At 66.0% G+C, this 26716-nt stretch carries 22 protein-coding genes and 1 tRNA gene; all 23 read left to right on the top strand.

Annotation, left to right across the window (positions count from 1 at the left end; translation table 11 throughout):
• The first annotated feature begins 351 nt into the window (after positions 1–351).
• Positions 352–1113: a 2-dehydro-3-deoxy-D-gluconate 5-dehydrogenase KduD gene (gene kduD, locus ACXJKM_RS20075; protein WP_457354668.1), complete on the top strand. Its 762-nt coding sequence runs from the start codon at positions 352–354 to the stop codon at positions 1111–1113.
• 229 nt (positions 1114–1342) lie between these two features.
• On the top strand, positions 1343–2512 hold the full coding sequence (locus ACXJKM_RS20080) for an oligogalacturonate lyase family protein (protein WP_457354670.1): 1170 nt from the start codon (positions 1343–1345) through the stop codon (positions 2510–2512).
• A complete protein-coding gene (locus ACXJKM_RS20085) occupies positions 2509–3594 on the top strand; it encodes a pectinesterase family protein (protein ID WP_457354672.1) in 1086 nt (361 codons plus the stop codon). The genes ACXJKM_RS20080 and ACXJKM_RS20085 overlap by 4 nt, the downstream gene beginning before the upstream one ends.
• Positions 3591–4850: a pectate lyase family protein gene (locus tag ACXJKM_RS20090; RefSeq protein ID WP_457354674.1), complete on the top strand. Its 1260-nt coding sequence runs from the start codon at positions 3591–3593 to the stop codon at positions 4848–4850. The genes ACXJKM_RS20085 and ACXJKM_RS20090 overlap by 4 nt, the downstream gene beginning before the upstream one ends.
• A 45-nt stretch (positions 4851–4895) precedes the next feature.
• Positions 4896–5702 (top strand): DNA-binding transcriptional regulator KdgR, encoded by an 807-nt coding sequence (kdgR, locus tag ACXJKM_RS20095; RefSeq protein WP_457321418.1) that lies wholly within the window; start codon positions 4896–4898, stop codon positions 5700–5702.
• Between the two features lie 90 nt (positions 5703–5792).
• Positions 5793–6812 carry an NADP-dependent oxidoreductase gene (locus ACXJKM_RS20100; protein ID WP_457354676.1) on the top strand — a complete coding sequence of 340 codons (1020 nt, stop codon included), beginning with the start codon at positions 5793–5795 and terminating at the stop codon, positions 6810–6812.
• A complete protein-coding gene (locus tag ACXJKM_RS20105; protein WP_457354678.1) occupies positions 6812–7336 on the top strand; it encodes a GNAT family N-acetyltransferase in 525 nt (174 codons plus the stop codon). The genes ACXJKM_RS20100 and ACXJKM_RS20105 overlap by 1 nt, the downstream gene beginning before the upstream one ends.
• Before the next feature lie 2 nt (positions 7337–7338).
• The gene (locus tag ACXJKM_RS20110; protein ID WP_457354680.1) at positions 7339–8226 is read left to right on the top strand and encodes an SDR family oxidoreductase; all 888 of its coding nucleotides are present in this window, start codon (positions 7339–7341) and stop codon (positions 8224–8226) included.
• 257 nt (positions 8227–8483) lie between these two features.
• On the top strand, positions 8484–9995 hold the full coding sequence (locus ACXJKM_RS20115; protein ID WP_457354682.1) for an MFS transporter: 1512 nt from the start codon (positions 8484–8486) through the stop codon (positions 9993–9995).
• Between the two features lie 69 nt (positions 9996–10064).
• Positions 10065–11321 carry a TIGR03862 family flavoprotein gene (locus ACXJKM_RS20120; RefSeq protein WP_457354684.1) on the top strand — a complete coding sequence of 419 codons (1257 nt, stop codon included), beginning with the start codon at positions 10065–10067 and terminating at the stop codon, positions 11319–11321.
• Between the two features lie 115 nt (positions 11322–11436).
• The gene (locus ACXJKM_RS20125; protein WP_457354686.1) at positions 11437–12441 is read left to right on the top strand and encodes a PEP-CTERM sorting domain-containing protein; all 1005 of its coding nucleotides are present in this window, start codon (positions 11437–11439) and stop codon (positions 12439–12441) included.
• 147 nt (positions 12442–12588) lie between these two features.
• Complete coding sequence (locus ACXJKM_RS20130; protein WP_457354688.1) at positions 12589–14919, top strand: Tex family protein; 2331 nt, start codon at positions 12589–12591, stop codon at positions 14917–14919.
• Positions 14920–15079: 160 nt separating this feature from the next.
• The gene (locus tag ACXJKM_RS20135; protein WP_457354690.1) at positions 15080–17338 is read left to right on the top strand and encodes a TonB-dependent receptor plug domain-containing protein; all 2259 of its coding nucleotides are present in this window, start codon (positions 15080–15082) and stop codon (positions 17336–17338) included.
• A 19-nt stretch (positions 17339–17357) separates the two neighbouring features.
• On the top strand, positions 17358–18446 hold the full coding sequence (locus ACXJKM_RS20140; protein ID WP_457354692.1) for a patatin-like phospholipase family protein: 1089 nt from the start codon (positions 17358–17360) through the stop codon (positions 18444–18446).
• Between the two features lie 179 nt (positions 18447–18625).
• Positions 18626–20533 (top strand): threonine--tRNA ligase, encoded by a 1908-nt coding sequence (thrS, locus tag ACXJKM_RS20145; RefSeq protein WP_457354694.1) that lies wholly within the window; start codon positions 18626–18628, stop codon positions 20531–20533.
• 66 nt (positions 20534–20599) lie between these two features.
• Positions 20600–21145 (top strand): translation initiation factor IF-3, encoded by a 546-nt coding sequence (infC, locus tag ACXJKM_RS20150; protein WP_082532663.1) that lies wholly within the window; start codon positions 20600–20602, stop codon positions 21143–21145.
• 119 nt (positions 21146–21264) lie between these two features.
• Positions 21265–21468 (top strand): 50S ribosomal protein L35, encoded by a 204-nt coding sequence (gene rpmI / locus ACXJKM_RS20155; protein ID WP_056197410.1) that lies wholly within the window; start codon positions 21265–21267, stop codon positions 21466–21468.
• Positions 21469–21494: 26 nt separating this feature from the next.
• Complete coding sequence (gene rplT, locus ACXJKM_RS20160; protein WP_025564000.1) at positions 21495–21851, top strand: 50S ribosomal protein L20; 357 nt, start codon at positions 21495–21497, stop codon at positions 21849–21851.
• Positions 21852–21937: 86 nt separating this feature from the next.
• Positions 21938–22981, top strand: coding sequence for a phenylalanine--tRNA ligase subunit alpha (gene pheS / locus ACXJKM_RS20165; protein ID WP_457354696.1), 1044 nt, complete (start codon positions 21938–21940; stop codon positions 22979–22981).
• 6 nt (positions 22982–22987) lie between these two features.
• Positions 22988–25417, top strand: coding sequence for a phenylalanine--tRNA ligase subunit beta (gene pheT / locus ACXJKM_RS20170; protein ID WP_457354698.1), 2430 nt, complete (start codon positions 22988–22990; stop codon positions 25415–25417).
• Between the two features lie 20 nt (positions 25418–25437).
• Positions 25438–25809 carry an integration host factor subunit alpha gene (locus ACXJKM_RS20175; RefSeq protein ID WP_056197414.1) on the top strand — a complete coding sequence of 124 codons (372 nt, stop codon included), beginning with the start codon at positions 25438–25440 and terminating at the stop codon, positions 25807–25809.
• A 46-nt stretch (positions 25810–25855) separates the two neighbouring features.
• Positions 25856–26386, top strand: a complete 531-nt coding sequence (locus tag ACXJKM_RS20180) for a MerR family transcriptional regulator (protein WP_056197417.1) — start codon at positions 25856–25858, stop codon at positions 26384–26386.
• Positions 26387–26421: 35 nt separating this feature from the next.
• A tRNA-Pro gene (locus tag ACXJKM_RS20185) sits at positions 26422–26498 on the top strand.
• The last annotated feature ends 218 nt before the right edge of the window (positions 26499–26716 follow it).

Consider the following 26716-nt stretch of genomic DNA (forward strand, 5'->3'; position numbering starts at 1 on the left):
CCCGGGCGCACGCAGGGCACCCGTTGATTTCCAAAGCCGGCGACGCTGTAGTGCGAGCGCCGGTTCTTTCGTCGTGACTACAGGTCGTTGTCGCGGCGAGGGAAAAACTTGTCGATCAGCGCGGGCCCGTCATGGGTAAACAGGGGCTCATTGCTGGGGTCTTCGAAGTTCGCTGTGGACGATGATAGGGGGAAGATGCAAAAATCGGAACATCGGTTCACTAATTAGAAACCATGATTCCGCAACACTTGCGCGCTGCCTAAAGTCGTGGCATCGGAAAAAGTGGAACTGCGTTTCAACCAGCTGAACCACCTTGGCCACGACCCTCGCGCTGAACGGACGCAACAAAAAATGGTGCTCAACAACTTCAACCTGGCCGGCAAGACGGCCATCGTCACCGGCTGCAATACCGGCCTGGGCCAGGGCATGGCGCTGGCGCTCGCCCAAGCCGGCGCCGACATCGTCGGCRTCAACGTCTCCGACCCGGATGAGACCAAGGCAGGCGTGGAAAAGCTGGGGCGCCGCTTCCTGGACATGCGTGCCAACCTGTCCGACGTGAGCGCCATTTCCGACCTGGTCGCCCAGGCCAGGACCTTCACGGGCGCGGTGCACATCCTGGTCAACAACGCCGGCATCATTCGCCGCGAAGACGCCATCAAGTTCTCGGAGGCCGACTGGGACGACGTGATGGACTTGAACCTGAAGTCGGTGTTCTTCCTGTCGCAGGCGGTGGCCAAGGTCTACCTGGCCCAGAGCAGCGGCGGCAAGATCATCAACATCGCCTCGATGCTGAGCTTCCAGGGCGGCGTGCGCGTGCCCTCGTACACGGCCAGCAAGAGTGGCGTCATGGGCATCACGCGGCTGATGGCCAACGAGTGGGCCTCGCACGGCATCAATGTGAACGCCATCGCGCCGGGCTACATGGCCACCAACAACACCGCCGCGCTGCGCGCCGACGAGCAGCGCAACAGCGCCATCCTCGACCGCATCCCGGCCGGCCGCTGGGGCAAGCCGGAGGATCTGGCCGGCCCGGTCGTGTTTCTGGCGTCGCAGGCTTCGGACTATGTCAACGGCTACACCATTGCCGTGGACGGCGGCTGGCTGGCCAGGTAAAACGCCCCTCGCCCAGCCGCGCATCGCTGCACGCGAGCGAGTCTGGTCTGGGACCGCGCTGCGTCTAGCGCCGCAGCGCTTCGGCAGGCACAACAAGTCCACTGGACTTGCCGTGTCCGGCCTCAGCCCCCGAGGGGACGGCGATGCTTGCCGGCTCGACCGGCAAGCACATCGCCAAAGGGGCCGGCTCGGGAGCGGCCCAGCGCTCGGCCCAAAAAAGGATCACGCCATGAAATCCACCGAACGCAAGTTTGAATTCCTCACCCGCGAGGACCCCGACACCGGTGCGCGGGTCACGCGGCTGACGCCGCCGGACGTGACCTGCCATCGCAACTACTTCTATCAGAAGTGCTTCACGAACGATGGCCGCCAGCTGATCTTCGGCGGCGAGTTCGGCCCCAACCCGAGTCCGAACTGGAACTACCACCTGCTGGATCTCGACACCCAGCGCTGCGTCCAGCTCACCGACGGCATGGGCGAGAACACCTTCGGCGGCTTCCTGAGCCCCGATGACAAGCACCTCTACTTCGTCCGTGACAAGCGCCAGTTCATCCGCCTGGAGCTCGCCACGTTGGAAGAGGAGGTCCTGTACGTCGTGCCCGACGCCTGGGTGGGCTATGGCACCTGGGTCAGCAACAGCGCCTGCACAAAGATCGTCGGCATCGAGATATCAGCTGACGACTGGTTCCCGTTGAACACCTGGCAGAAGTTCAACGAGATGTTCCACAAGCGGCCGCTGTGCCGGCTGTTCAGCGTCGACCTGGCGACCGGTAAACGCACCGTCATCCTTGAGCAGCGCGGCTGGCTGGGCCACCCGCAATACCGCCCGTTCGATGACAACACCGTCGCCTACTGCCACGAAGGCCCGCACGACCTCATCGACGCGCGCATGTGGTTCATCGACGAGAACGGCACGAACCGCCGCTGCGGCAAGGAACATCTCGACGGCGAGAGCTGCACGCACGAGTTCTGGGTGCCGGACGGCAGCGCCATGATCTACGTCAGCTACAACGAGAAGTCGCCCGAGCGCTGGATCTACAGCCTCGACCCCGTCACTCTCGAGAACAAGCTGCTGACGGCCATGCCGCAGTGCTCGCACCTGATGAGCAACTACGACGGCACGCTGATCGTCGGCGACGGCGTGGGCAAGGTCAGCCATGACAGCACGGCCAGCAATGCGATGCTGGTGGGCGACCCGTATCTGCACCTGTTCGACCTGAAAGCCGGCACGACCCGCCCCATCGCGCGGCACGACAGCGGCTGGGACGTCTACAAGGACGACCGCCAGGTCACGCACCCGCACCCGAGCTTCACGCCGGACAACAAGCAGGTGCTTTTCAGCTGCGACAAGGAGCGCGCGAACGGCGTCGAGCCGGCCCTCTACCTGGCCGACCTGTGAAGCTCGCGCTGGCCTTGGCCGCATCGCTTGCCGTAACGGCAGCTCAGGGGCAAGCACGCCCTCAGCTGCCGGCCGAGCAGGCCGCCGCGCACACCGCGGCGGCCTACCTCGGCGACTGGAAGCCGGGGCCGCTGGCCGACCTCACCGCGACGGCGCCTGACTTCGTCGTCAAGCCGGGTGAATCGGTGCAAGCCGCCATCGACAAGGTGCCCGCCGAGGGCGGCAAGCGCTGGGTCATCCACATCCAGCCCGGCACCTACCGCGGTCCCGTCTGCATCAAGGACAAGGCGCCGCTGGCCCTCGTCGGCTCGGCGCTTGAGGCCAGCGCCGTCGTACTCGTCGACAGCCGCTTCTCCGGTAAGCCCAAGGGCGAGAACGAGCCCGCCCACCCCTGCTGGCCTGAACTCGGAAAGGCCACCGTCGGCACCAGCGGCAGCACCAGCATGCTGGTGCAGAGCAACGACGTTCAGCTCATCTCGCTGACCATTGCCAACGACGCGATGGACGGCGTGCGCCGTGGCGAGGCCTACCCGCCGGGCGTGGGCGAAAGCGGCGGTGCGCAGGCCGTGGCGCTGACGCTGATGGGCGACCGCATCCAGCTCGAAGCCGTGCGCCTGCTGGGCCACCAGGACACGCTCTACGCCAAGCGCCGCACGCCTGACGCGCCAGCCCGCCAGCTGATCCGCCACAGCCTCATCGCCGGCGACGTGGACTTCATCTTCGGCAACGCCGTGCTCGTCATCGAACACAGCACCATCCTCAGCCGCGCCAACCGCCGCACGCCTGGGCACGGCGGCATCGTCCTGGCGCCCAGCACGGCGCCCGACGTGACCCAGGGGTTTCTGATCACGCACAGCCGCTTGGTCGGCGAGCCCGGCATCGCGCCCGGCGCCACATCCATCGGTCGTGCCTGGGATGCGGGTGTCAAGGCTGGCACCTGGGTGGCCGGCACCAGCCCCAATGGCGCGGCCGTCGTGCGCGACAGCGAGATCGGCCTCCACATCGGCCCCTGGTCGGCCAGCACCTCGCGCCGACCCTTCGACGCCGCCGGCAACCGTCTTTTCGAGTTCAAAAATCAATGAGCTTCCAACGTCGCCACCTGCTGGCTCTTGCCGGTCTCTCTGCCCTGGGCGGTTGCGCCACCGCGCCCCATGCACCCGTTGAAGCGCCTCTGGGTTGGGCGGGCACCGGCGGCACGACCGGCGGGGCCAGAGCCGTTCCCGAGCATGTCTTCGACGTTCACGATCGCGCCGGCCTGGATGCCGCGCTTCGCCTGGGCGACAAGCCCAAGATCATCCGCATCCACAAGCTCATCGACCTCTGCCCCGGCGGCGTCGAAGCCTTCCGCGATCCCGAGTTCAACTTCGACGCCTTCGACCGCGCGTTCGACCCCGCCACCTGGGGCCGCGACGACCCCAGGGGGCCGCTGGAAGATGCCCGCAAGCGCTCCGAGAAGCGCCAGGCCGACGTCTCCATCGTGCGCCTGCCGTCCAACACGACGCTGCTGGGCGCCGCACCTGGCGCCGGCTTCCAGCACGGCATGGTGCTGCTGGACAAGGTCAGCAACATCGTCATCCGCGACCTGCGCTTCTCCGACGCGTACGACCACTTCCCCGCCTGGGAGCCGCGCGACAACGTGCACGGCGAGTGGAACTCGGAGTACGACGCGCTGTCGCTGCGCGGTGCCGACCGCGTCTGGGTGGACCACTGCCTGTTCGACGACGGCAACCACCCCGACAAGCTCGAGCCCATCCGCCTGGGCCAGCGCGTGCAGCACCACGACGGCTTGCTGGACATCACCAACGGCAGCGATCTCGTCACCGTGTCCTGGTGCCGCTTCCAGGCCCACGACAAGACCATGCTGATCGGCAACAGCGACGGCCGCATCACGGATGACGGCCTGCTGCGCGTCACGCTGCATCACAACCACTTCCACGCCTGCAAGGAGCGCACGCCGCGGGTTCGCTTTGGCCGCGTGCATGTCGTCGCCAACCTCTTCAGCGCCGAGCGTGCCGAGGACTTTGGCTACTCCCTGGGCGTGGGCATCCGCTCGCGCCTGTACAGCGAGCACAACCGCTGGGAGTTGCCGCCCGAGATCAAGGCCGACCGGCTGATCCGCCGCCTCAAGGGCAGCGCCTTCACCGACCGTGAAAGCCGGCTCAACGGCCAACCGGTCGACATCCTGGCCGCTTGGGCAGCCACGCACCCCGGCGAGACCTTGTCCGCCGACGTCGGCTGGCGCCCCGACGAGTCCTACGACGCGGCAGCCTTGCGCCCGGCCCGTCCCGATCAATTGGTTGAGCAAATCCGCGCAGGCGTCGGGCCGCGCCGCGCCTGAGTCAGAATCCGGCTACTGAAACACGCACCCGAAAGAATCGAAACGATGGACGACGACATTGCTGATTCCAAGCAGCCGGAGTCGGTTGCCGCGGTACTCAAGGTGTTCGCGATCCTGAACGCCCTGGGTGAGCGCAGTGACATCGGTATCACCGACCTGTCGGTGCGCCTGGCCATGCCCAAGGCCACGGTCTACCGTTTCCTGCAGACGATGAAGGGCCTGGGCTATGTGCGCCAGGAGGCCGACAGCGAGCGCTACGGCCTGGCCATGCGCATGTTCGAGATCGGCGCCAAGGCCCTGCCCTCGCCCGAACTCGTGGACCTGTCCAAGCACCACATGCAGATGCTGGCCGACGCCACTGGCGAGACCGTCCACCTGGGCAGCCTCATCGACAGCGAGATCATCTACATCCACAAGGTCGATTCGCGCCACATGCTGGGCATGTACTCGCGCATCGGCCGCCGCGCGCCGCTGCACTGCACGGCCATCGGCAAGGTGCTGATGGCCTGGGAACACCCCGAGCGCCGCGACCGCATCCTCGACGGGGCCGAGTTCAAGCGCTTTCGCGACAAGACCATCACGGAACGCCCGGCCTTCCTGGCCGAGCTGGAGCAGGTCAAGAAGCAGGGGTTCGGTGAAGACCGCGAAGAGTTCGACGATCACATCCGCTGCCTGGGCGTGCCCATCTTCGACCGCCTCGGCCAGCCCATCGCCGGCATGAGCGTGTCCTTCCCGACCTTCCGCTTCGATGTCGAAAAGGCGCCCGAGGTCGTCAGGATGCTGCAGACGGCCAGCAAGGACATCTCCGAAAAGCTGGGTTGCACCAGCTACCCGATCACGATCGCACCGTGAGTCGACCGCTCTAAAGCGTTGTCGCGCCTGGGACGCAGGGGCCTCCCCCGGGGTGCTTCAATGGCGGCTGTCGTGTGAACCAGCAGCCCCATGAGCCCCATCAACCGCCAGATCGTCCTCGCCTCCCGCCCCAAGGGCGAGGTCACGCCCGCCAACTTCCGCCTCGTCGAAGCGCCGCTCACCGCGCTGACCGAGGGCCAGGTGCGCGTGCGCAACCACTTCCTCAGCCTCGATCCCTACATGCGCGGGCGCATGAACGAGAGCAAGAGCTATGCGGCCTCGCAGCCGCTCGATGAAGTCATGATCGGCGGCACCGTCGGCGAAGTCGTCGAGTCGAAAAACGCCAATTTCGCCGTCGGCGACAAGGTCGTCGGCATGGGCGGTTGGCAGGAATTCCAGACCGTCGACGCCACCCAGCGCGGCGTGCTGAACAAGGTCGACACCGCCCACATCCCCCTGTCCGCCTACCTGGGCTCGGTCGGCATGCCCGGCGTGACGGCCTGGTATGGCCTGACGAAGATCATCAACGTGAAGGCCGGTGAAACCGTCGTCGTCAGTGCCGCCAGCGGTGCGGTCGGCAGTGTGGTCGGCCAGCTCGCCAAGGCGCGCGGCGCCCGCGCGGTGGGCCTCGCCGGCGGCGCCGACAAGTGCCGCTATGTCGTCGAGGAACTGGGCTTTGATGCCTGCATCGACTACAAGCAGCACCCCGACGTGCGCTCGCTGTCTGCCGCGCTGAAGGCCGAGTGCCCGAACGGCATCGACGGCTATTTCGAGAATGTTGGCGGCATGATCCTGGACGCCGTCCTGCTGCGCGCCAACGCCTTCAGCCGCATCGCGATGTGCGGCATGATTTCCGGCTACGACGGCCAGCCCATCCCGATGGCGGCGCCCCAGCTCATCCTCGTCAACCGCATGAAAGTCGAAGGCTTCATCGTGTCCGAGCACATGGAAGTCTGGCCCGAGGCGCTGAAGGAACTGGGCACGATGGTCGCCACGGGCAAGCTCAAGTTCCGCGAGTCGATTGCCGACGGCATCGCCAGCGCGCCCGAGGCTTTCATCGGCCTGCTCAAGGGCAAGAACTTCGGCAAGCAGCTCGTCAAGTTGATCTGATGCGCTGGACCTGCCTGCGCTTTGACGAGCTGAGCGTGCCGCAGCTCTACAGTGTGCTGGCCCTGCGCTCCGAGGTCTTTGTCGTCGAGCAGAACTGCGTGTTCCTTGACATCGACGGCCTCGACGCCAAGACCTGGCATCTGCTTGGTCACGGCGATGACGGCCAGCTCAAGGCCTATGCGCGGCTGATCCCACCGGGACTGAAGGCGCCCGACGCCCTCATCGGCCGCGTCGTCACATCGCCCGCGGCACGCAGTGGTGGCGTGGGCCGCGCGCTGATGGCCGAAGCCGTCGCGCAGTGCGAGCAGCTGTGGCCCGGCCAGTCGATCACGCTGCATGCGCAGGCGCACCTGGAGCGCTTCTACGCAAGCTTCGGCTTCTCGCCCGTTGGCGAGCAATACATGGAAGACGGCATCGCTCACCAAGAGATGCAGAAACGTAGCCCCCAATCGGCGCAAGCGCCTCAGCCCCCCGAGGGGGTTGAGAAGCCTCGGGGCGGCCCTTCGCCTTCTCAGGAGACCTGAACATGACCAAGAAAACCGCTGTCATCACCGGCGCCGGTTCCGGCTTCGGCCTGGAAACCGCCCGCCTCGCCGCCCGGCGCGGCATGAACCTCGTCCTCGTCGACGTGCAGGCCGATGCGTTGGACAAGGCCGCCTCCGAGTTCAAGGACGTCGAGGTGCTGGCCCGGGTCGTCGACGTGGCCAAGGCCGATCAGATGGAAGCACTGGCTGCGGCCGTGCAGGAACGCTTCGGCGCACCCCACTTCGTCTTCAACAACGCCGGCGTCGGCTCGGGCGGCCTGATCTGGGAGAACTCCCTGGCCGACTGGGAATGGGTCATGGGTGTCAACGTGATGGGCGTCGTGCATGGCGTGCGCCTGTTCACGCCCATGATGCTGGCTGCGGCCAAGGCCGACCCGGGCTACTCGGGCCACATCGTCAACACCGCCWSCATGGCYGGGMTGCTGAACCCGCCGAACATGGGYGTCTACAACGTGTCCAAGCACGCCGTCGTGTCGCTGTCCGAGACGCTGTACCAGGACCTGTCCCTGGTGACCGACCAGGTCCATGCCTCGGTGCTCTGCCCCTTCTTCGTGCCCACCGGCATCAGCCAGAGCCACCGCAACCGCCCCGGCGAGTTCGCGGCGAGCAAGCCGACCAAGAGCCAGATGATTTCCCAGGCCCAGAGCGACAAGGCTGTGTCCTCGGGCAAGCTGACCGCGGCCGATGTGGCGGCCATGGTGTTCGACGCCATCGACCACAACAAGTTCTACATCTTCAGCCACCCGCAGGCCCTGGCCGGCGTACAGACGCGGCTGGAGGACGTCATGCTGCTGCGCAACCCGACCGATCCCTTCCTCGATCGGCCCGAGATCGGCGCCGGCCTGCGCGCCAAGCTGCGCGCCGATTGAGCCCGCCCAGCGGGGCCTGACCATCGCGTCGGCCTCGCGGGCCCCCTTGCGCAGCGACTGCAGCTGCACTGAGCCCTGCCGGCCCCAGCCGGCAGGGCTCAGTGCATGGGGGAACGAGAAGTTCAGGCCACCTGCGACCGGTTCAGCCCAGGGTTGACGGCAGGTCCCAAAGCATCTGTAAATGGGATACTTGCTTCACGGAACGGCAGGCCACAAAAAATGAAACTGTCTTCCAGTTAAATGAGAGACAGCAAGTCATGAGCAAAACGATCTCGATGAGGCACACGCTGAGCTACGGCGGCGCCAACCTGCTGGGCAGCGGTGCCCTGGCCATTGCGGCCGCATGGCTGCTCTATTTCTACACGACCTTCTGCGGTCTGACGGTCGTCGAGGCGGCCACGATCTTCTCCCTGGCCAGCATCCTGGATGCCATCAGCAACCCCGTGATGGGGTATATCAGCGACAACTTCTACAACACGCGATTGGGCCGAAAGTTCGGGCGCCGGCGTTTTTTCATCTTGACGGGCATACCCCTGGTGCTGCTCTATCCACTGATGTGGATCGAGGGTTTCGGGTTCTGGTACTACCTGAGCATGTATGCCCTCTTCGAGCTGGTCTATACCTCGATCATGGTGCCGTATGAAACCCTGGCGACCGAGATGACCACGGATTTTTCGGCTCGCTCCAAACTCACCGGCGCCAAGGCCATGTTCGGCAAGGCGGCCAACTTCCTGGCCGCCTTCATCCCGGCCCAGCTCTTCCTGGTCTACAGCAAGGAATCGGCCACGCCCTTCCTGCTGACCGGCATCATCTACGCCCTCATCATGTGCGGCGCCATGACCGCCCTCTACCTCTCCTCTTGGGAGCGGCCCGTGCATGAAGTGGCGCAGGAGCGCGCCGGCAGCCTGGGCCAGGCGCTCAAGAAACTCGGCATGGACATGCTGTCCACCTTCCATCTCAAGATCTTTCGCAAGCACCTTGGCATGTATCTGCTGGGGTTTGGGGCGGAATGGCTGTTTGCTTCGATATTTACTTACTTCATCGTCTTCTGCATGGGGCAGGACAAGTCGGTTGTCGGCTATCTGAACAGTTTCAGCTCGGTGATGCAGCTGATATCCACCATGCTATTCATCGGCCTGTGCATCAAATTCGGTTTTGCGCGCCCCTACCGTATTGCCCTGCTCATCGTTTGCGGCAGCGTGCTGGCCTATACCGCGCTGTTCTACCTGGGTTGGAGCAAGCAGACCACGGCCATCGCTCTCTTCGCCGTCACGGCCGTGTTCGGCCTGGGCACCGGCGGGGTCTACTACATCCCCTGGACGGTCTACACCTTCCTGGCCGACGTCGATGAGGTGCTGACCGGGCGGCGGCGCGAAGGCATCTATGCCGGCGCCATGACCTTCGCAGGCAAGATCACGCGCTCGGCTGTCGTCTTTGTCATGGGCTGGATCCTCGGCCAGTTCGGCTTCCTTTCCGGCCAGGCCACACAGCCGGAGAGCGCGATCAACGCCATCGTCGGCATCTTCACGCTGGGCGTCATCGGCCTGGCGCTGGGCGGCATCTACTACACCACCCAGATGAAGCTCGACCGCAAGAACCACGCCGTCCTGCTGGAAGAAATCGCCCGCATCAAGGCCGGTGGCCGCATCGCCGACGCCCCTGCGCAGGCCCGCGCCGTGGCCGAGGAACTGACCGGATGGAAGTACGAGCAGTGCTGGGGCAACAACGCCCTGGCGCCGGCGGGGGCGAAACCGGCGGTACGGGCCTGACGGGCGAGGAGCTCCGTAGGCTGCACGGCCCAAACACAGCGCCGCAAGCACCGGTTCCTAGAATCGGGCATGCATCCCAAAGATCTCACGGCCGATATCGCCATCATCGGCGGCGGCCCTGCCGGGCTGATGGCGGCCGAAGTGCTGGCCGCCGCCGGCCTGGCGGTCACCGTCTTCGACGCCAAGCCCAGCGTGGGCCGCAAATTCCTGCTTGCCGGCAAGGGCGGCCTCAACCTGACCCATTCCGAGCCCTTCGAGCCTTTTGTCGGCCGCTTCGGTGAGCGCGCCGCGCAGATCGAGCCGCTGTTGCGCGCCTTTGACGGCGACGCGCTGCGCGACTGGGCCTCGGGACTGGGCGTCGAGACCTTCGTCGGCACCTCGGGCCGCGTGTTTCCGAAAGACCTGAAGGCCGCGCCGCTGCTGCGCGCCTGGCTGCACCGCCTGCGCGCGGCCGGCGTGAAGTTCGCGATGCGGCACCGCTGGACGGGCTGGGCTGACGATGGCGCGCTGCGCTTGGACACCCCCGACGGTGAACGCCTGGTGACACCACGCGCCACGCTGCTCGCGCTGGGTGGCGCTTCCTGGCCCCAACTCGGCTCGGACGGCGCCTGGGTCGAGCGGCTCGCTGCGCGGGGCGTGGACATCGCGCCGCTGCATCCCGCCAATTGCGGCTTCGACGTGGGGCCCACCGCGGCCCACGCCGACGGCCCCGGCTGGAGCGAACGCTTTGCCACCGAGTTCGCCGGCCAACCGATCAAGCCGGTCGCACTCGAGACCGAAGGCTTCGCGAATCGCGCCGGCGAGTTCGTCTTCACGGCCACAGGCATCGAGGGCTCGTTGGTGTATGCAGCGAGCAGCACATTGCGCGAGCAGATCGCGCGTGACGGCGTCGCCACGCTGCACCTGGACCTGCTGCCCCAGCTGGCGCCCGAGCGCGTGCTCGCCGAGGTCAGGCACCCGCGCGGCAGCCGGTCCCTGTCCTCGCACCTGAAGAGCCGCCTGCACCTGAACCCACTCAAGCTCGGCCTGCTGCACGAGTTGCTGACGCGCGAGCAAATGCTGGACGCCACTACGCTGGCTGCCGCGCTGAAGCATCTGCCGCTGACGCTGCACGCGCCCCGCCCCGTGGCCGAAGCCATCAGCACGGCCGGCGGCGTGCGCTTCGAGGCGCTGACCGGTGGCCTGATGCTGACCGCCCTGCCCGGCGTTTTCGTCGCCGGCGAGATGCTGGATTGGGAGGCGCCCACCGGCGGCTATCTGCTGACGGCCAGCATGGCAAGCGGGCGCGCAGCAGCCGCCGGGCTTGCGGCTTGGCTGACGTCCTGACAGTCACAGCTGGTTGCAATCCAACCGGCAGGCATCCCTAGCCCTTGGGTGCCACGGGGACGGAGTGAGCCGAAGCGACTCCTAGACTCCGCCGTCCCTGCTAACGCCTCATCTCATGACGTCCCTGCGCCTCGCCACCCTGGCCCTGAGCTTGACCGCCGCGTTCGCCCACCTCCCGGCATCGGCCGACGCGACCTTGCCGCCCATTTCCCTGGGCATGCCCAATGCGTCCAACCTGTACGGGCTGGAACTGAACCAGTGGTTTGTCGCCACCAACGAGGCCACGGCCGGCACGATCATCGACGGCACGCTCAGCCAGGACGGCGCCTGGTTGAACTTTCCGTCCGCTGCCCAGCTGAGCCGCAGCGCGGCTGACTCGCAAGCCGTCAATGACAAGCTGGCCTCGGCCTTCGCCCGCGTCGGACCGACCAGCCTCGGTGCGTCGGCCTCCGCGCTGGCGCCGTTGAATCCGACCGCCATCAGCAGCGTTGCAGTCGGCCATTCCTTCGTGGGCTACTGGGCCATGCTGGACCAGGACACGACCGTTCAGTTTGACCTGAAGCTTGATGGCCATCTGGCGACGACGGGTGACCGCGCCCTGGGCGCCGACCGCTCGGGCGCTGCCGTCACCGCCTTCGTCGTCGGCTCGCAAGCCAACTTCACGGCCGAAAGCCAGTACGCCTTGTTCAAGGCCGCGGGGCTCGATGCCTTCGAAGTCGGGGGCGATCCCCTGCTGCAGCAACTCATTGCCGCCCACCCCAGCACGCAGACCCATCTCGACGTGTTCGGTGTGCAAAGCGACACCATGAGCCGCTCGCTGGACGTCGACACCACCCTCCACGTGAGCGCCAATGGCACGCGGATCGACTGCCAGACTCCCATCTCGCCCGCCTGCGGCCGCTACTTCTACATGGTGGGCGCATTCCTGTTCACGGGTGCGCAGAACGGTGGCGCCGCCGATTTCTCGCACACGCTCGACGTCACGAGCATCCGCATCGGCAACGACGCGCCACAGCCCTTCAACGCAGTCTCAGCCGTGCCCGAGCCGGCATCGGCTGCGATGCTTGTGGCCGGCCTCATCGGCCTGGGTCTTGCCACGCGCCGCCGCCTGCGCTGCTGACACTCAGGGCCCGCCGGTCCGCGGCAGCGGGCGGCGCCCTGCGCGACGGAAAACCTGGAGAAGTCGCGCGACGGGTTTCAGGTATCCCGTTGCAGGAAACTCGTGTGGGAAAATCGCAGGCTTTTCGCCCGATTTCCAGAGCCCGTTTTGGACAACAAGCTGATCGTTTCCCAGATTGCCGCCGAGCTGAAGGTGAGGCCCGCCCAGGTGCAGGCTGCCGTCGAGCTGCTGGATGGTGGGGCCACCGTGCCCTTTATCGCCCGCTACCGCAAGGAGGCCACCGACGGTCTCGACGACATCCAGTTGCGTGAGCTGGACGCGCGCCTGGCCTACTTGCGCGAGCTGGCCGAGCGCCGCGAGGCCGTGCTCAAGTCCATCGCCGAGCAGGGCAAGCTGACGCCGGAGCTCGAAGCCGCCATCCGCACGGCACCGACCAAGCAGGAGCTGGAAGACCTCTACCTGCCTTACAAGGTCAAGCGTCGCACCAAGGGCCTGATCGCCCGCGAGGCCGGCCTGGAGCCGCTGGCGGACAAGCTCTTCGCAGACCCATCACTGACGCCGCTCGATGAAGCCGCGAGCTTCATCAACGCCGAGGCCGGTTTTGCCGATGCCCACGCGGTGCTCGATGGCGTGCGCGACCTGCTTGCCGAGCGCTGGGCCGAGGATGCCGTGCTGGTGGGCAAGTTACGCGAGTGGCTGTGGGACGTCGGTCTCTTCCAGTCCAAGCTGATGGACGGCAAGAGCCCGGACACGCCGGACAACGCCAAGTTCCGCGACTACTTCGACTACGCCGAAACCATCAAGACGGTGCCGTCGCACCGCGCGCTCGCCGTCTTTCGCGGCCGCACGCTGGAGCTGTTGGATGCCAAGCTGGTGCTGGACGAAGAAGTCATCGCCGGCCAGCCCACCCTCGCTGAAGGCCGCATCGCGAGCCACCTCGGCTGGCGCCATGCCAACCGCCCCGGTGACGCGCTGATCCGCAAGACCGTGGGCTGGACCTGGAAGGTCAAGCTGTCGCTGAGCCTGGAGCGCGACCTGTTCGCCCGGCTGCGCGAGGCGGCGGAAGCGACCGCCATCAAGGTCTTCGCCGAGAACCTGCGCGACCTGCTGCTGGCCGCACCCGCCGGCAAGCGCGTCGTCATGGGACTGGACCCGGGCATCCGCACCGGCGTGAAGGTCGCCGTCGTTTCCGACACCGGCCGTGTTTTGGACACGTCCACCGTCTACCCGCACGAACCACGCCGCGATTGGGACGGCAGCCTGCACACGCTGGCCAAGCTGTGCGCCACGCACGGCGTCAACCTCATCGCGATCGGCAATGGCACGGCCAGCCGCGAGACCGACAAGCTGGCCGGCGAGCTGATCAAGAAGCTGCAGGCGCTGGATGCGTCGGTGCAGATCGAGCGCGTCGTCGTCAGCGAGGCGGGCGCTTCGGTCTACTCGGCGTCGGAGTTCGCTTCCAAGGAGCTGCCCGACCTGGATGTGAGCCTGCGCGGCGCCGTATCCATCGCGCGCCGCCTGCAGGACCCGCTGGCCGAACTGGTCAAGATCGACCCCAAGAGCATCGGCGTCGGTCAGTACCAGCACGACGTGAACCAGAGCGAGATGGCGCGCACGCTGGATGCCGTCGTCGAGGACTGCGTGAACAAGGTCGGTGTGGACCTGAACACCGCCTCGCAGGCCCTGCTGGCCCGCGTGTCGGGCCTGTCGGCGTCGGTCGCCAGCAGCATCGTGCGCTGGCGCGACGCGAATGGCGCCTTCAAAAGCCGCCAGCAATTGCTGGACGTCAGCGGCCTCGGCCCCAAGACCTTCGAGCAGGCGGCAGGCTTTTTGCGCATCCGTGGCGGCGACAACCCATTGGACTTCAGCGGCGTCCACCCCGAGACCTATCCGCTGGTCGAGAAGGCGCTCAGCATCCTGAAGCGCCCGGCCGCTGACGTCGTCGGCCGCAGCGAGGTGCTGCGTACGCTCAAGCCCGAACTGCTGGCCGACGAGAAGTTCGGCCTCATCACCGTCAAGGACGTGCTGGCCGAGCTGGAAAAGCCCGGCCGCGACCCGCGCCCAGACTTCAAGGTGGCGCGCTTCAATGACGGCGTCGAAGACGTTAAGGATCTGCAGCCCGGCATGCTGCTCGAAGGTACGGTCAGCAACGTCGCGCAGTTCGGCGCCTTCGTCGACCTGGGCGTGCACCAGGACGGCCTGATCCATGTCAGCCAGCTGTCCAACAAGTTCGTCAGCGACGCGCGCGAGGTGGTCAAGACCGGCGACATCGTCAAGGTCAAGGTGCTGGAAGTGGACCTGGCGCGCCAACGCATTTCCCTGACGATGAAGCTGGACGCCCAGGCACCGCGAGGCCCGAAGCCGGACAACAACTTCCGCCCCGCGGCGCGCAACGAACGTGGCCCGCGCCAGTCTCAGGACTCCCAGGCCCCTGCCGGCGGTGCGATGGCCGCGGCCTTTGCCAAGCTCAAGCGCTGACCTTCGTCATTGCCACAGCGAGCTGCCATGATCGCGGCCCGCACCGCGGGGCGTCGATTGGTGCCCCTGAACCCGCAACTGGTCGCAGCACCGCCGCGCCATGACAGCGCTGCCGCTATGGTGCGCGCCGCGCGCTGAATCGCATCTCTCGGAGTCCGTCTTGAAAACCCCCGCCCTCGCCTTGCTGCTTCTGCTCAGCCCAGCCCTGGTCCTGGCCCAGCAGGAGGTCGACCGCGCCTCGAACAACTCACCCACGCCCAGCAACAACCAGCTCGAGCGCGTCTCGGTGACGCGCCAGCAGACCGACACCGACCTGCGCCGCCGCGAGCCCGTGGCCAAGCAGCTCTATGGCCGCGACGAGCTGGACAAATACGGCGACACCCAGCTCAGCGATGTGCTCAAGCGCCTGCCGGGCATCAACGTCTCCGGCGGCCAGCTGCGCATGCGCGGCCTGGGCGGCGCCTACACGCAGATCCTCGTCAACGGCGAGCCGGCGCCCCCGGGCTTCAGCCTGGACAACCTGAACCCCGCCCAGGTCGAGCGGCTGGAGGTCAGCAAGGCCCCGACGGCCGACCAGAGCGCCCAGGCCATTGCCGGCACGCTCAACATCATCCTGAAGGACGCCCCGCGCGTCGTGCAGAAGGACCTGCGGCTGGGAATGGCCTATGCGTCGGAAAAGCCCGTCATCAACGCCGGCTTCACCTATGGCGACCGCGTCATCGGCGGCCTGGGTTTCGTGCTGCCGATCAATGTCCAACAGTGGAATTTCGTCAACGAGAACGAGGGCGACCGCGTGCGTGACCGCGGCCTCACCGGCCTGCGCAACAGCGGGCGCGACCGCTCGTTCGGCCAGGGCTTCAACATGGCGCCGCGCCTGAACTGGAAGCTCGGCGACGACGAGACGCTGAGCGTGCAGGGCTTCTTCATCCAGAACCGCTTCCGCAGCGAAGGCGCCAACACCACCGAGGTGCTGTTCGCAGACCCGGCCACGCCGAGCAAGAGCGTGCTGCCGCCCAGCCTGCTCGACACCACCCGCAACCGTGGCACCTTCTCGGCCCAGCGGGTCAATCTGCAATACAACAACCGCTTCGGCGAGGATCGCCGCATCGAGTTGCGCGCCGGTGCGGGCAGTGGCGGCGCGGACTTCAACTCCGGCTTCTTCGGCCGCAACAAGGACGGCACGCCGGCGATCGACCGCCTCACTACCGGCGAAAACCGCAATCGCAACACGACGCTGTCGGGCAAATACAGCCAGTACGCTGGCGATGCCCACACCGTGACCACCGGCGCCGAACTGGAACGTCGCACGCGTGACGAAAGCCGTCGCACCCAGCAGTTCGACTACCGCAAGGCCAACCCCAAATGGGAGGACCTGCTGACCGGCGTCGAAGGCCAGCCCTTCGACGCGACGATCACGCGCTCGGCCCTGTATGTGCAGGACGAGTGGGAGATCAACCCGCAATGGTCGGCCTATGCCGGCGTTCGCCACGAGCAGATCAAGATGGCCAGCGAAGGCGCAAGCAGCCAGTTCGCCAGCACCAGCAAGGTCACCACGCCATTGCTGCACCTGAACTTCAAGCCCGACCCCAAGGGCCGCGACCTGGTGCGCGCCAGCCTCACGCGCAGCTACAAGGCTGCCGACGTCCAGCAGCTCATCGCCCGGCCGACCGTCAACACCGATTACGAGGTGCGCGGTCCCAATGCCCACATCAACACCGAGCTTGGTCCCGACCGCATCGGCAACCCGCAGCTCAAGCCTGAACTGGCCACGGGGCTGGACGTGGCCTACGAGAAGTACCTTCCGGCCGGGGGGCTGATCTCCGTTGGCGTTTTCCATCGCCGCATCACCAACCTGATCCGCACCGACCGCCCGCGGTTGATGACCGTCGACTATGCCGACACGCAGCGCTACGTCATCACCCAGATCAATCTCAGCAAGGCCACGACCCAGGGCTTGGAGCTGGAGGTCAAGGGCCGTGCCGGCGAACTCTTCCCCAGCCTCTTCGAGCCCAGCACCAACCTCAATCTGCGTGCGTCGCTGAACCTGTACCGGTCCACGGTCGCCGACATCCCCGGCCCCGACAACCGTCTGGAAGGCCAGCAGCCATGGCAATTCAACTTCGGTGCGGACTATCGGTTCAAGACTCTGCCCATCAACATGGGATTCAGCGCACAGATCGCACCGGAGTTCGACGTACGCCAGAGCGTGCTGCAGAGCCAGACTTCGCTGGCCTCGCGCTCGCTGGACGCCTTCGCGGCGATGCAGGTCAGCAAGCAGGACAGCGTGCGCGTCAGCGTCAACGGCCTGTTCCAGCCCCAGCAGGGCACGCGGGTCGTCATCATCGGCACGCCCGACTACAACCTGAACCGTCGCGATCCGGTGCCATGGTGGGCAGTGAACTGGGAACACAAGTTCTGATCCGGGCTATCTTCAGCGCATGAGCTCGGGCGCCCTGCAGGTCTTTGCCGGCCCGGCCGCGAAAGCGCGGCTGGCCGAGCGCGGGCTGCGCGCCGAGGATATTGGCTTGATTCCCGCTGCCGCCGGCGGTCCCAAGGGGCTGATCCTCAACGGGTTGGACCGTTTCGTCTTCGGTGAATGGCTGCCGCAAAGCCAGCATCCGGTGCATCTCGTCGGCGCCAGCATCGGTGCCTGGCGCATGGCCACGGCTGCGCTGGCGCACCGCGACGTGCCGGATGCGTTCAACACCATGGCCGAGGCCTATGTGACACAGGAGTACGACGTGTTGCCCGGCGAGAAGCGCCCGCGGCCCGAGGGTGTCAGCAAGCGCTTCGGCGAGATCCTGGGCGATATCTTCGAGGGCCGCGAGGCCGAAGTGCTGGCCCACCCGCGGCTGCGCCTGCACGTGGTCACGTCGCGAGGCCGCGCTGGCTTGCTGGCGCGAGAAGGCAAGCTGCGCACGCCTCTGGGCTACCTCGGCGCGTTCGCGGCGAACGCCATGTCACGCCCGCTGCTGGGCCGCTTCCTGGAGCGCGTCGTCTTCTCCGACCCGCGCGACCGCCTGCCGCTGAAGCTCAACGACTTCACGAGCCGCGAGGTGCATCTGTCGCGCGCCAACCTGCGCGGCGCGCTGCTGGCAAGCTGCTCCATCCCCTTCTGGCTGCAGGCCCAGCACGACCTGCCCGGCGCCCCGCGCGGCGCCTACTGGGACGGCGGCATCACCGACTACCACCTGCACCTGGACTACCGCGCACTGCAGTCGTCCACCGCGCCGCTGGTGCTTTACCCGCATTTCCAGCGCCAGGTGGTGCCCGGCTGGCTGGACAAGGCGTTGAAACACCGCCACCGCTCGACGGACTTCCTCGACAACGTCGTGCTGCTGTGCCCGTCGCCCGATTTCATCGCCAGGCTGCCCGGCGCCAAGCTGCCCGACCGCAATGACTTCATGGCGCTGGACGCCGCCGAGCGCCGCCGCCGCTGGCGCGTCGCCGTGACGGAAAGCCAGCGCCTGGCCGATGAATTCGCTGCGTTGGCCCAGCGCGACTCCATTTCCGCCCTACCGCTTTAGAATCTCGCCTTCCTCCCCTCACAAGAGCGAGAAAGGCACCCTGGTTATGACACCGCGAACTACGTTCCCGTTTACCGGTAGTTAGTCGGCCGCGGCTCGTCACGTCTTCTCGCCTTCGGGCACAAACAAAGCGCGGCAAGTGGCCGCGCTTTTTTGTTTGTCGCCTCTTCGGAGCACCCATGATTTCGATTCAACTCCCCGACGGCTCGCGCCGTGAATACCCCGCCGCGCTGTCGGTCGGCGACGTCGCCGCCAGCATCGGTGCCGGCCTGGCCAAGGCCGCCCTCGGCGGCAAGGTCGACGGCAAGGTCGTCGACCTCAGCCACGTCATCGACCACGACGTGCAGCTCGCCATCGTCACCGAGAAGGACGCCGACGGCCTGGAGCTGATCCGCCACTCGACGGCCCACCTGCTGGCCTACGCGGTCAAGTCGCTCTACCCCGACGCTCAGGTCACCATCGGCCCGGTCATCGAGAACGGCTTCTATTACGACTTTGCCTACAAGCGCCCGTTCACGCCCGACGATCTGGCCGCCATCGAGACCAAGATGACCGAGCTGGCCAGGAAGGACGAGAAGGTCTCGCGCCGCGTGCTGCCGCGCGACGAGGCGGTGGCGCACTTCAAGGCCATGGGTGAGGCCTACAAGGCCGAGATCATCGAAAGCATCCCGGCTGACCAGGACGTATCGCTGTACGCCGAGGGCGCGTTTGAAGATCTGTGCCGCGGTCCCCACGTGCCCAGCACGGGCAAGCTCAAGCACTTCAAGCTGATGAAGGTGGCCGGCGCCTACTGGCGTGGCGATCATCGCAACGAGATGCTGCAACGCATCTACGGCACGGCCTGGGCGACCAAGGACGATCTGCAGAAGTACCTGGTGATGCTGGAGGAAGCCGAGAAGCGCGACCACCGGCGCCTGGGCCGCGAGCTGGACCTCTTTCACATCGACGAGCACGCCCCGGGCGTCGTCTTCTGGCATCCCAAGGGCTGGACGGTCTGGCAGGAGGTGGAGCAGTACATGCGCCGCGTCTACCGCGACAACGGCTACCAGGAGGTCAAGGGCCCSCAGMTSMTCGACAAGACGCTGTGGGAGGCCACGGGCCACTGGGACAAGTACCGCGACAACATGTTCACGACGGAGTCGGAGAAGCGCGATTACGCGCTCAAGCCGATGAACTGCCCGGGCCACATCCTGATCTTCAAGCACGGCGTCAAAAGCTACCGCGACCTGCCGCTGCGCTTCGGCGAGTTCGGCCAGTGCCATCGCAACGAGCCCACCGGCGGCCTGCACGGCATCATGCGCGTGCGCGGCTTCACGCAGGACGATGGCCACATCTTCTGCACGGAAGACCAGATCCTGGCCGAGTGCGTGGCCTACACGGCCCTGCTGCAGAAGGTCTACACGGACTTCGGCTTCACGGACATCATCTACAAAGTCGCGACGCGCCCTGACGCCCGCATCGGCTCCGACGAGGTCTGGGACAAGGCCGAGCACGCGCTGATGGAATCGCTGCGTGCCTCGGGCGTGGACTTCATCATCTCCCCCGGAGACGGCGCCTTCTACGGCCCCAAGATCGAGTACACGCTCAAGGACGCCCTCGGCCGCCAATGGCAGTGCGGCACGATGCAGGTCGATTTCTCGATGCCGGGGCGCCTGGGCGCCGAGTTCGTCGACGAGGACGGCCAGCACAAGACACCCGTCATGCTGCACCGCGCAATCGTCGGCAGCCTGGAGCGTTTCATCGGCATCCTGATCGAGCAGCATGCCGGCGCGCTGCCCGTCTGGCTGGCTCCGACGCAGGTCGTGGTGGCCAATATCACCGACGCGCAGGCCGATTACGTGTCTGAAATTGTGAAATCGCTGCAAAAACAAGGGCTTAGGGCCTCGGCAGATTTGCGCAACGAGAAGATCACCTATAAAATCCGCCAGCATTCCATGCAAAAGCTGCCGTACATCCTCGTCGTAGGCGACAAGGAAAAGGCGAATGGCAGCGTTGCGGTACGCGCCCGTGGCAACCAGGACCTCGGCGTGATGCCCCTGCAGGACTTCCTCTCTCGGATCTCCGCAGACATCACCAACAAGGTCTGAAGCCTTTCGGGCGCGATTTGTTTTGTTTGGGCCTCTCGCCTGGGGGCCCGTTGAAAGGTCTACACCATCGCTACGTTTGCTGACCGTCGTGCGATTCCGGAGCGCAAGCACCGGTTGAACCGCGAAATCATGGCTCCCGAAGTCCGTCTGAACGGCCCCGAGAACGAACCCATCGGCGTCGTCAGCATCCAGGAAGCCCTGCGTATGGCGGGCGACATGGATGTGGATCTGGTCGAGATCTCTGCCACCGCCAATCCGCCGGTCTGCCGGCTGATGGACTACGGCAAGTTCAAGTACCAGGAGCAAAAGCGCGCTGCCGAAGCCAAGTCCAAGCAGAAGATCATCGAGATCAAGGAAGTCAAGTTCCGCCCGGGCACGGACGAAGGCGACTACCAGATCAAGATGCGCAATCTGCGCCGCTTCATTGCCGAAGACGGCGACAAGGGCAAGGTCACGCTGCGCTACCGGGGCCGTGAAATCACCCACCAGGACATCGGTATGCGCCTGCTGGAGCGGATTCGCGACGAACTGGCCGACGTGGCGATCGTCGAGAACATGCCGAAGCTCGAAGGTCGGCAGATGATCATGGTCCTGGCGCCCAAAAAGCGCTAAAGACCGAAGAGTTCAACCCGCCGGTTTGGTCGCCGACGGGTTCATTAGTCTCCTGAGGCCAACAAGTGCGCCGGGCTCACCGGCGCCGCCCCAGGGACGCACTTAGAAGGAGCATCAACATGCCCAAAATGAAGACCAAGAGCAGCGCGAAAAAGCGTTTTCGCGTTCGTCCGGGTGGCACCGTCAAGCGCGGTCAGGCGTTCAAGCGCCACATCCTGACCAAGAAGACCACGAAGAACAAGCGTCAGCTCCGCGGCGCCGTCACCGTGCACGAAACCAACATGGGTCACATCGCTCAGATGCTGCCCTTTGCTGGCCTGTAATTCATCACTGACTCAAGGAGAAACACATGCCTCGCGTCAAACGTGGTGTAACCGCTCGTGCCCGTCACAAGAAGGTCTTGGCTCTGGCCAAGGGCTTCCGGGGTCGTCGTAAGAACGTCTTCCGCATCGCCAAGCAGGCGGTGATGAAGGCGGGCCAATACGCCTACCGTGACCGTCGTACCAAGAAGCGCGTCTTCCGCCAGCTCTGGATTGCCCGTATCAACGCTGCATCGCGTGGTCTGGGTCTGTCCTACAGCAAGTTCGTGGCGGGTCTGAAGAAGGCCCAGATCGAGATCGACCGCAAGGTCCTCGCCGATCTGGCCGTGAACGACCCGGCTGGTTTTGCCAGCATCTTCGCCAAGGTGAAGGCCGCGCTCGCCTGATTGCGATTCGCCCTGGCTCGCGTCGGGGCACGCAAACTTTCAGGGCCGGCCCACCAGGGTCGGCCCTTTTTCATTCCGAATTCCGAATGTCTGATCTCGACGCTCTTCTTGAAGCGGCACGCAGCGACTTTGCCGCCGCGCCAACGCCCGCTGAACTCGAAAACGCCAAGGCGCGCTTCCTCGGCAAGTCCGGCCGTGTGACCGAACTGATGAAGGGCTTGGGCGCCCTCAGCATCGAGGAAAAGAAGACTCGCGGCGCCGAGATCAACCAGCTCAAGGTCGGCATCGAAACCGCCCTGACTGCACGCCGCGACGCGCTCGCCGCCGCAGAGCTCGAGAAGCAACTCAAGGCCGAGGCCCTCGACGTGACGCTTCCCGGCCGCAGCCGCGGCACCGGCGGCCTGCACCCGATCACGCGCGCGATGGAGCGCATCGAGGCCATCTTCGCCTCCATGGGCTTCGACGTCGCGGACGGCCCCGAGATCGAGACCGACTGGTACAGCTTCTCGGCGCTGAACAACCCCGAGAACCACCCGGCCCGCTCCATGCAGGACACGTTCTACGTCGACATGAAGGACGAGAACGGTGCCTGGCTGAACCTGCGTCCGCACACCAGCCCGATGCAGATCCGCTACGCCCAGGCCCACGCCAAGCGCTACGCGGGCCAGGACACCATGCCCGAAATCCGCGTCATCGCGCCGGGCCGCACTTACCGCGTCGACAGCGATGCGACCCACTCGCCCATGTTCCACCAGGTCGAAGGCCTGTGGGTGGGCGAGAACATCAGCTTCAAGGACCTGAAGGCGGTCTACCTGAACTTCATCACCGCCTTCTTCGAGACCGACCAGCTGCAGCTGCGCTTTCGCCCCAGCTACTTCCCSTTCACCGAGCCCAGCGCCGAGATCGACATCATGTTCGAGAGCGGCCCGCTGAAGGGCCGCTGGCTGGAGGTGTCGGGCTCCGGCCAGGTGCACCCGCAGGTCATCCGCAACATGGGCCTGGACCCCGAGCGCTACATCGGCTTCGCGTTCGGTTCCGGCATCGACCGCCTGGCCATGCTGCGCTATGGCGTCAACGACCTGCGCGCCTTCTTCGACGGCGACCTCCGCTTTCTCTCGCAGTTCAAGTAAATCGTTATGCAATTCCCCGAGTCCTGGCTGCGCGAGTTCTGCAATCCGCCGCTGTCCACTGAAAAACTGGCCGAACTGCTGACCATGTCCGGCATGGAGGTTGAAGAGCTGCGCCCCGTGGCGCCGCCTTTCCACGGCATCGTCGTCGCCGAAATCCTCGAAGCCGAACAGCACCCCAACGCCGACAAGCTGCGTGTCTGCAAGGTCAACGCTGGTGGCGCGGAGCCACTGCAGATTGTCTGCGGTGCACCCAACGCCCGTGTCGGCATCAAGGTGCCGCTGGCCACCGTCGGCGCCGAGCTGCCCACCGATGACGCAGCCAAGCCCTTCAAGATCGGTGTCGGCAAGCTGCGCGGCGTCGAGAGCTTCGGCATGCTGTGTTCGGCCCGCGAGCTCAAGCTCAGCGAAGACCACGGCGGCCTGCTGGAACTGCCCGCCGATGCCGTCATTGGCGAAGACATCCGCAAACACCTGAATCTCGACGACACCCTCTTCACGCTGAAGCTCACGCCCAACCTGGGCCATGGGCTGAGCGTCTTCGGTGTGGCCCGTGAGGTGGCTGCGCTGACCGGCGTACCGCTGCTCAAGGCCGAGTTTCCGCCGGTGAAGCCCGGCATCGACGACAAGCTGCCCATCCGTATCGAGGCGCCCGACTTGTGCGGCCGCTTCTCCGGCCGCATCGTCAAGGGCATCGACACCAAGGCCAAGACGCCTGCCTGGATGGTCCAGCGCCTGGAGCGCTGCGGCCAACGCTCGGTGACTGCCCTTGTCGACATCTCCAACTACGTGATGTTCGAGTACGGCCGCCCGTCGCACATCTTCGACCTCGACAAGATCAGCGGTGAGCTGGTCGTGCGCTGGGGCAAGGCCGGCGAGCAGCTCAAGCTGCTGAACGGCAACACCATCACCGTCGACGACAAGGTCGGCGTCATCGCCGATGCGCGCGAGGTCGAGTCCCTCGCCGGCATCATGGGCGGCGACCACACCGCCGTGTCCGACGACACGCGCAACGTCTACGTCGAGGCCGCCTTCTGGTGGCCCGAGGCCGTCATGGGCCGGGGCCGCCGCTACAACTTCTCCACCGATGCCGGCCACCGCTTCGAGCGCGGCGTCGATGCGTCGCAGACCGTCGAGCACATCGAACGCGTCACGCAGCTCATCATCGACATCTGCGGCACGTCTGGCACCCAGGTCGGCCCGATGGACGACCAGTCGCCCAACGTGCCCACGCGCAAGCCCGTGATGCTGCGTGTGGCGCGCGCTGCCAAGGTCATCGGCATGCCGCTGACGCAAGCCCAGTGCGAAGGCGTGTTCACGCGTCTGGGCCTGCCATTCACGGCCGCTGACGGCGTGATCACGGTGACTCCGCCGAGCTGGCGCTTCGACATCCTGATCGAGGAAGACCTCATCGAGGAAGTCATCCGCGTGCTGGGCTATCCCACGTTGCCATCGACCGCGCCGCTGGCGCCCATCGTGGGCCGCACGGGCTCGGAATCGCGCCAGAGCACACACGCGCTGCGCCGCGCCGTCGCCGCACGCGACTACTTCGAGACGATCAACTTCAGCTTCGTCGAGGAACGCTGGGAGCGCGAGCTGGCCGGTGTCACCGACCCCATCAAGCTGTTGAACCCCATTGCCGCGCCGCTGTCGGTGATGCGCACCAGCCTGATCGGCAGCCTCGTGCAGGTGCTGCGCCACAACCAGTCCCGCCGCGCGACGCGCGTGCGCGTGTTCGAGCTGGGCCGCGTGTTCAAGCGGGATGCTGGCGTGGCCAACGGGCCGCTGTCCGTGGCCGGCATCGATCAGCCGCTGCGCCTGGGTGGCTTGGCCTGGGGCCCCGCCGACCAGCAGCAGTGGAGCCAGCGTGACCGCGCCGTCGACTTCTTCGACGTCAAGGGCGACCTCGAAGCCCTATTCGCGCCGCAGACACTGAGCTTCGAAACCGCCGAGCACCCTGCCCTGCACCCCGGCCGCAGCGCAAGCGTCAAGCTGAACGGCGTCGCCATCGGCATCGTCGGCGAACTGCACCCGCGTTGGCGCCAGGCCTATGAGATCAGCGGCAGCGCCCCCGTCGTCTTTGAGCTCAATCTCGACGCCGCGCTGACTCGCACGCTGCCGCAAGGCCAGCCGCTGCCGCGCCAGCAGGCCGTGCAGCGCGACCTGGCCCTGGTCGTCGAGGACAGCACGCCCCACGATGCACTGATGGCCACCATCACGGCCGCTGGCGGCGCGCTGTTGCGTTCAGCCAAGCTCTTCGACGTCTTCAAACCCGCTGCTGGCGCCAGCACGGATCTGCAACCCGACGAGCGCTCCCTGGCCGTGCGCCTGGAACTGCTCGACGACGAAGCCACATTGACCGATGAGCGCATCGATGCGGCCGTGGCCGCCATCGTGGCCGCTGTCGGCGACCAGCTCGGCGGCCGCCTGCGCGGCTGACCCCAGGAACAGGAACACGAATGGACGCGAACGACGCCAAGAAATCCGAATCCGCTGCGGTCGTCATCGGCAGCCTGGAAACGCCCACCCTGACCAAGGCCGAGCTGGCCGAGCTGCTGTTCGACAAGCTCGGGTTGAACAAGCGCGAGTCCAAGGACATGGTCGAGGCCTTCTTCGACATGCTGCACGACAGCCTCGTCAAGGGCCAGGACGTCAAGCTCTCGGGCTTCGGCAACTTCAACATCCGCCGCAAGGCGCCGCGCCCGGGTCGCAACCCGCGCACCGGCGAGTCCATCCCGATCAAGGCCCGCAACGTCGTGACTTTTCACGCCTCCCACAAGCTCAAGGGGTTGGTGCAAGGCGATACGCCCAGCGGCGAAGACTTCGAGTAGAGTCTGACGCCTTGCCTCAGCTTTCGCTCCGAAGCCCTTGATTTCAATGGACAAAGCGCTGCCTTCCATTCCCGCCAAACGCTACTTCACCATTGGTGAGGTCAGCGAGCTGTGCGGTGTGAAGCCGTATGTCCTGCGCTATTGGGAGCAGGAGTTCACCCAGCTCAAGCCCATGAAGCGGCGCGGCAACCGGCGCTAYTACCAGCACCACGAGGTGCTGCTGATCCGCCGCATCCGCGACCTGCTCTACGACCAGGGCTTCACCATCAGCGGCGCGCGCAACCAGCTCAGCGAAGGCCTGCCATCGGCGGCCGCGGCGCAGAACTTCCGAGATGAAGCCGAGGCCGCACAGGCGCTCGAAGCCATGGATGGGGAACTCGACGGTGACGACGACGCCAGCGCGCCGGTCGAACTGGCGCATCTGCCCGCCGTCCGGTTGGCATCGCATGCACATGCCCAGCCGCTGAAGGCCTCCGGGGCATCCTTGACACTGCCGGTGCTCGCCGTGGACCCGCTGACCTCTCTGGAGCAGGTTCGAGCCGAACTTCTTGCGATCCGAGCCAGCCTTCTGGGCTGAAAGCGCAATTCCTCGGTTATACTTTTTGGCTCAGTCGGGGCGTAGCGCAGCCTGGTAGCGCACTTGCATGGGGTGCAAGGGGTCGCGAGTTCGAATCCCGCCGTCCCGACCATAAAACAATAAGAGAATCAACGGCCTAGCAGCTTCGGCAGCTAGGCCGTTTTCCTTTGTGGCCTCGGAAAGGCTCCAAGGGGGGCCACCGGAAAAAGGCTTCGGGGGCCCGGGTCCACGGCCAACAAGCCGATTCGGCGGGCCGACCCGCATGACAGGCTTTGAGGGGCGCCAGCCCGCCGTTTTGCGCTGCCTACCGGGGAAGGAACGGATTTCGCC

The organism is Roseateles sp. P5_D6 (assembly GCF_054049415.1).

Bases quoted from the DNA above. Each gene is read 5' to 3' on its own strand.
- ACXJKM_RS20080 (WP_457354670.1), top strand. From the start codon at position 1,343: ATGAAATCCACCGAACGCAAGTTTGAATTCCTCACCCGCGAGGACCCC.
- ACXJKM_RS20090 (WP_457354674.1), top strand. From the start codon at position 3,591: ATGAGCTTCCAACGTCGCCACCTGCTGGCTCTTGCCGGTCTCTCTGCC.
- kdgR (WP_457321418.1), top strand. From the start codon at position 4,896: ATGGACGACGACATTGCTGATTCCAAGCAGCCGGAGTCGGTTGCCGCG.
- ACXJKM_RS20100 (WP_457354676.1), top strand. From the start codon at position 5,793: ATGAGCCCCATCAACCGCCAGATCGTCCTCGCCTCCCGCCCCAAGGGC.
- ACXJKM_RS20105 (WP_457354678.1), top strand. From the start codon at position 6,812: ATGCGCTGGACCTGCCTGCGCTTTGACGAGCTGAGCGTGCCGCAGCTC.
- ACXJKM_RS20115 (WP_457354682.1), top strand. From the start codon at position 8,484: ATGAGCAAAACGATCTCGATGAGGCACACGCTGAGCTACGGCGGCGCC.
- ACXJKM_RS20120 (WP_457354684.1), top strand. From the start codon at position 10,065: ATGCATCCCAAAGATCTCACGGCCGATATCGCCATCATCGGCGGCGGC.
- ACXJKM_RS20125 (WP_457354686.1), top strand. From the start codon at position 11,437: ATGACGTCCCTGCGCCTCGCCACCCTGGCCCTGAGCTTGACCGCCGCG.
- ACXJKM_RS20140 (WP_457354692.1), top strand. From the start codon at position 17,358: ATGAGCTCGGGCGCCCTGCAGGTCTTTGCCGGCCCGGCCGCGAAAGCG.
- rpmI (WP_056197410.1), top strand. From the start codon at position 21,265: ATGCCCAAAATGAAGACCAAGAGCAGCGCGAAAAAGCGTTTTCGCGTT.
- rplT (WP_025564000.1), top strand. From the start codon at position 21,495: ATGCCTCGCGTCAAACGTGGTGTAACCGCTCGTGCCCGTCACAAGAAG.
- pheT (WP_457354698.1), top strand. From the start codon at position 22,988: ATGCAATTCCCCGAGTCCTGGCTGCGCGAGTTCTGCAATCCGCCGCTG.
- ACXJKM_RS20175 (WP_056197414.1), top strand. From the start codon at position 25,438: ATGGACGCGAACGACGCCAAGAAATCCGAATCCGCTGCGGTCGTCATC.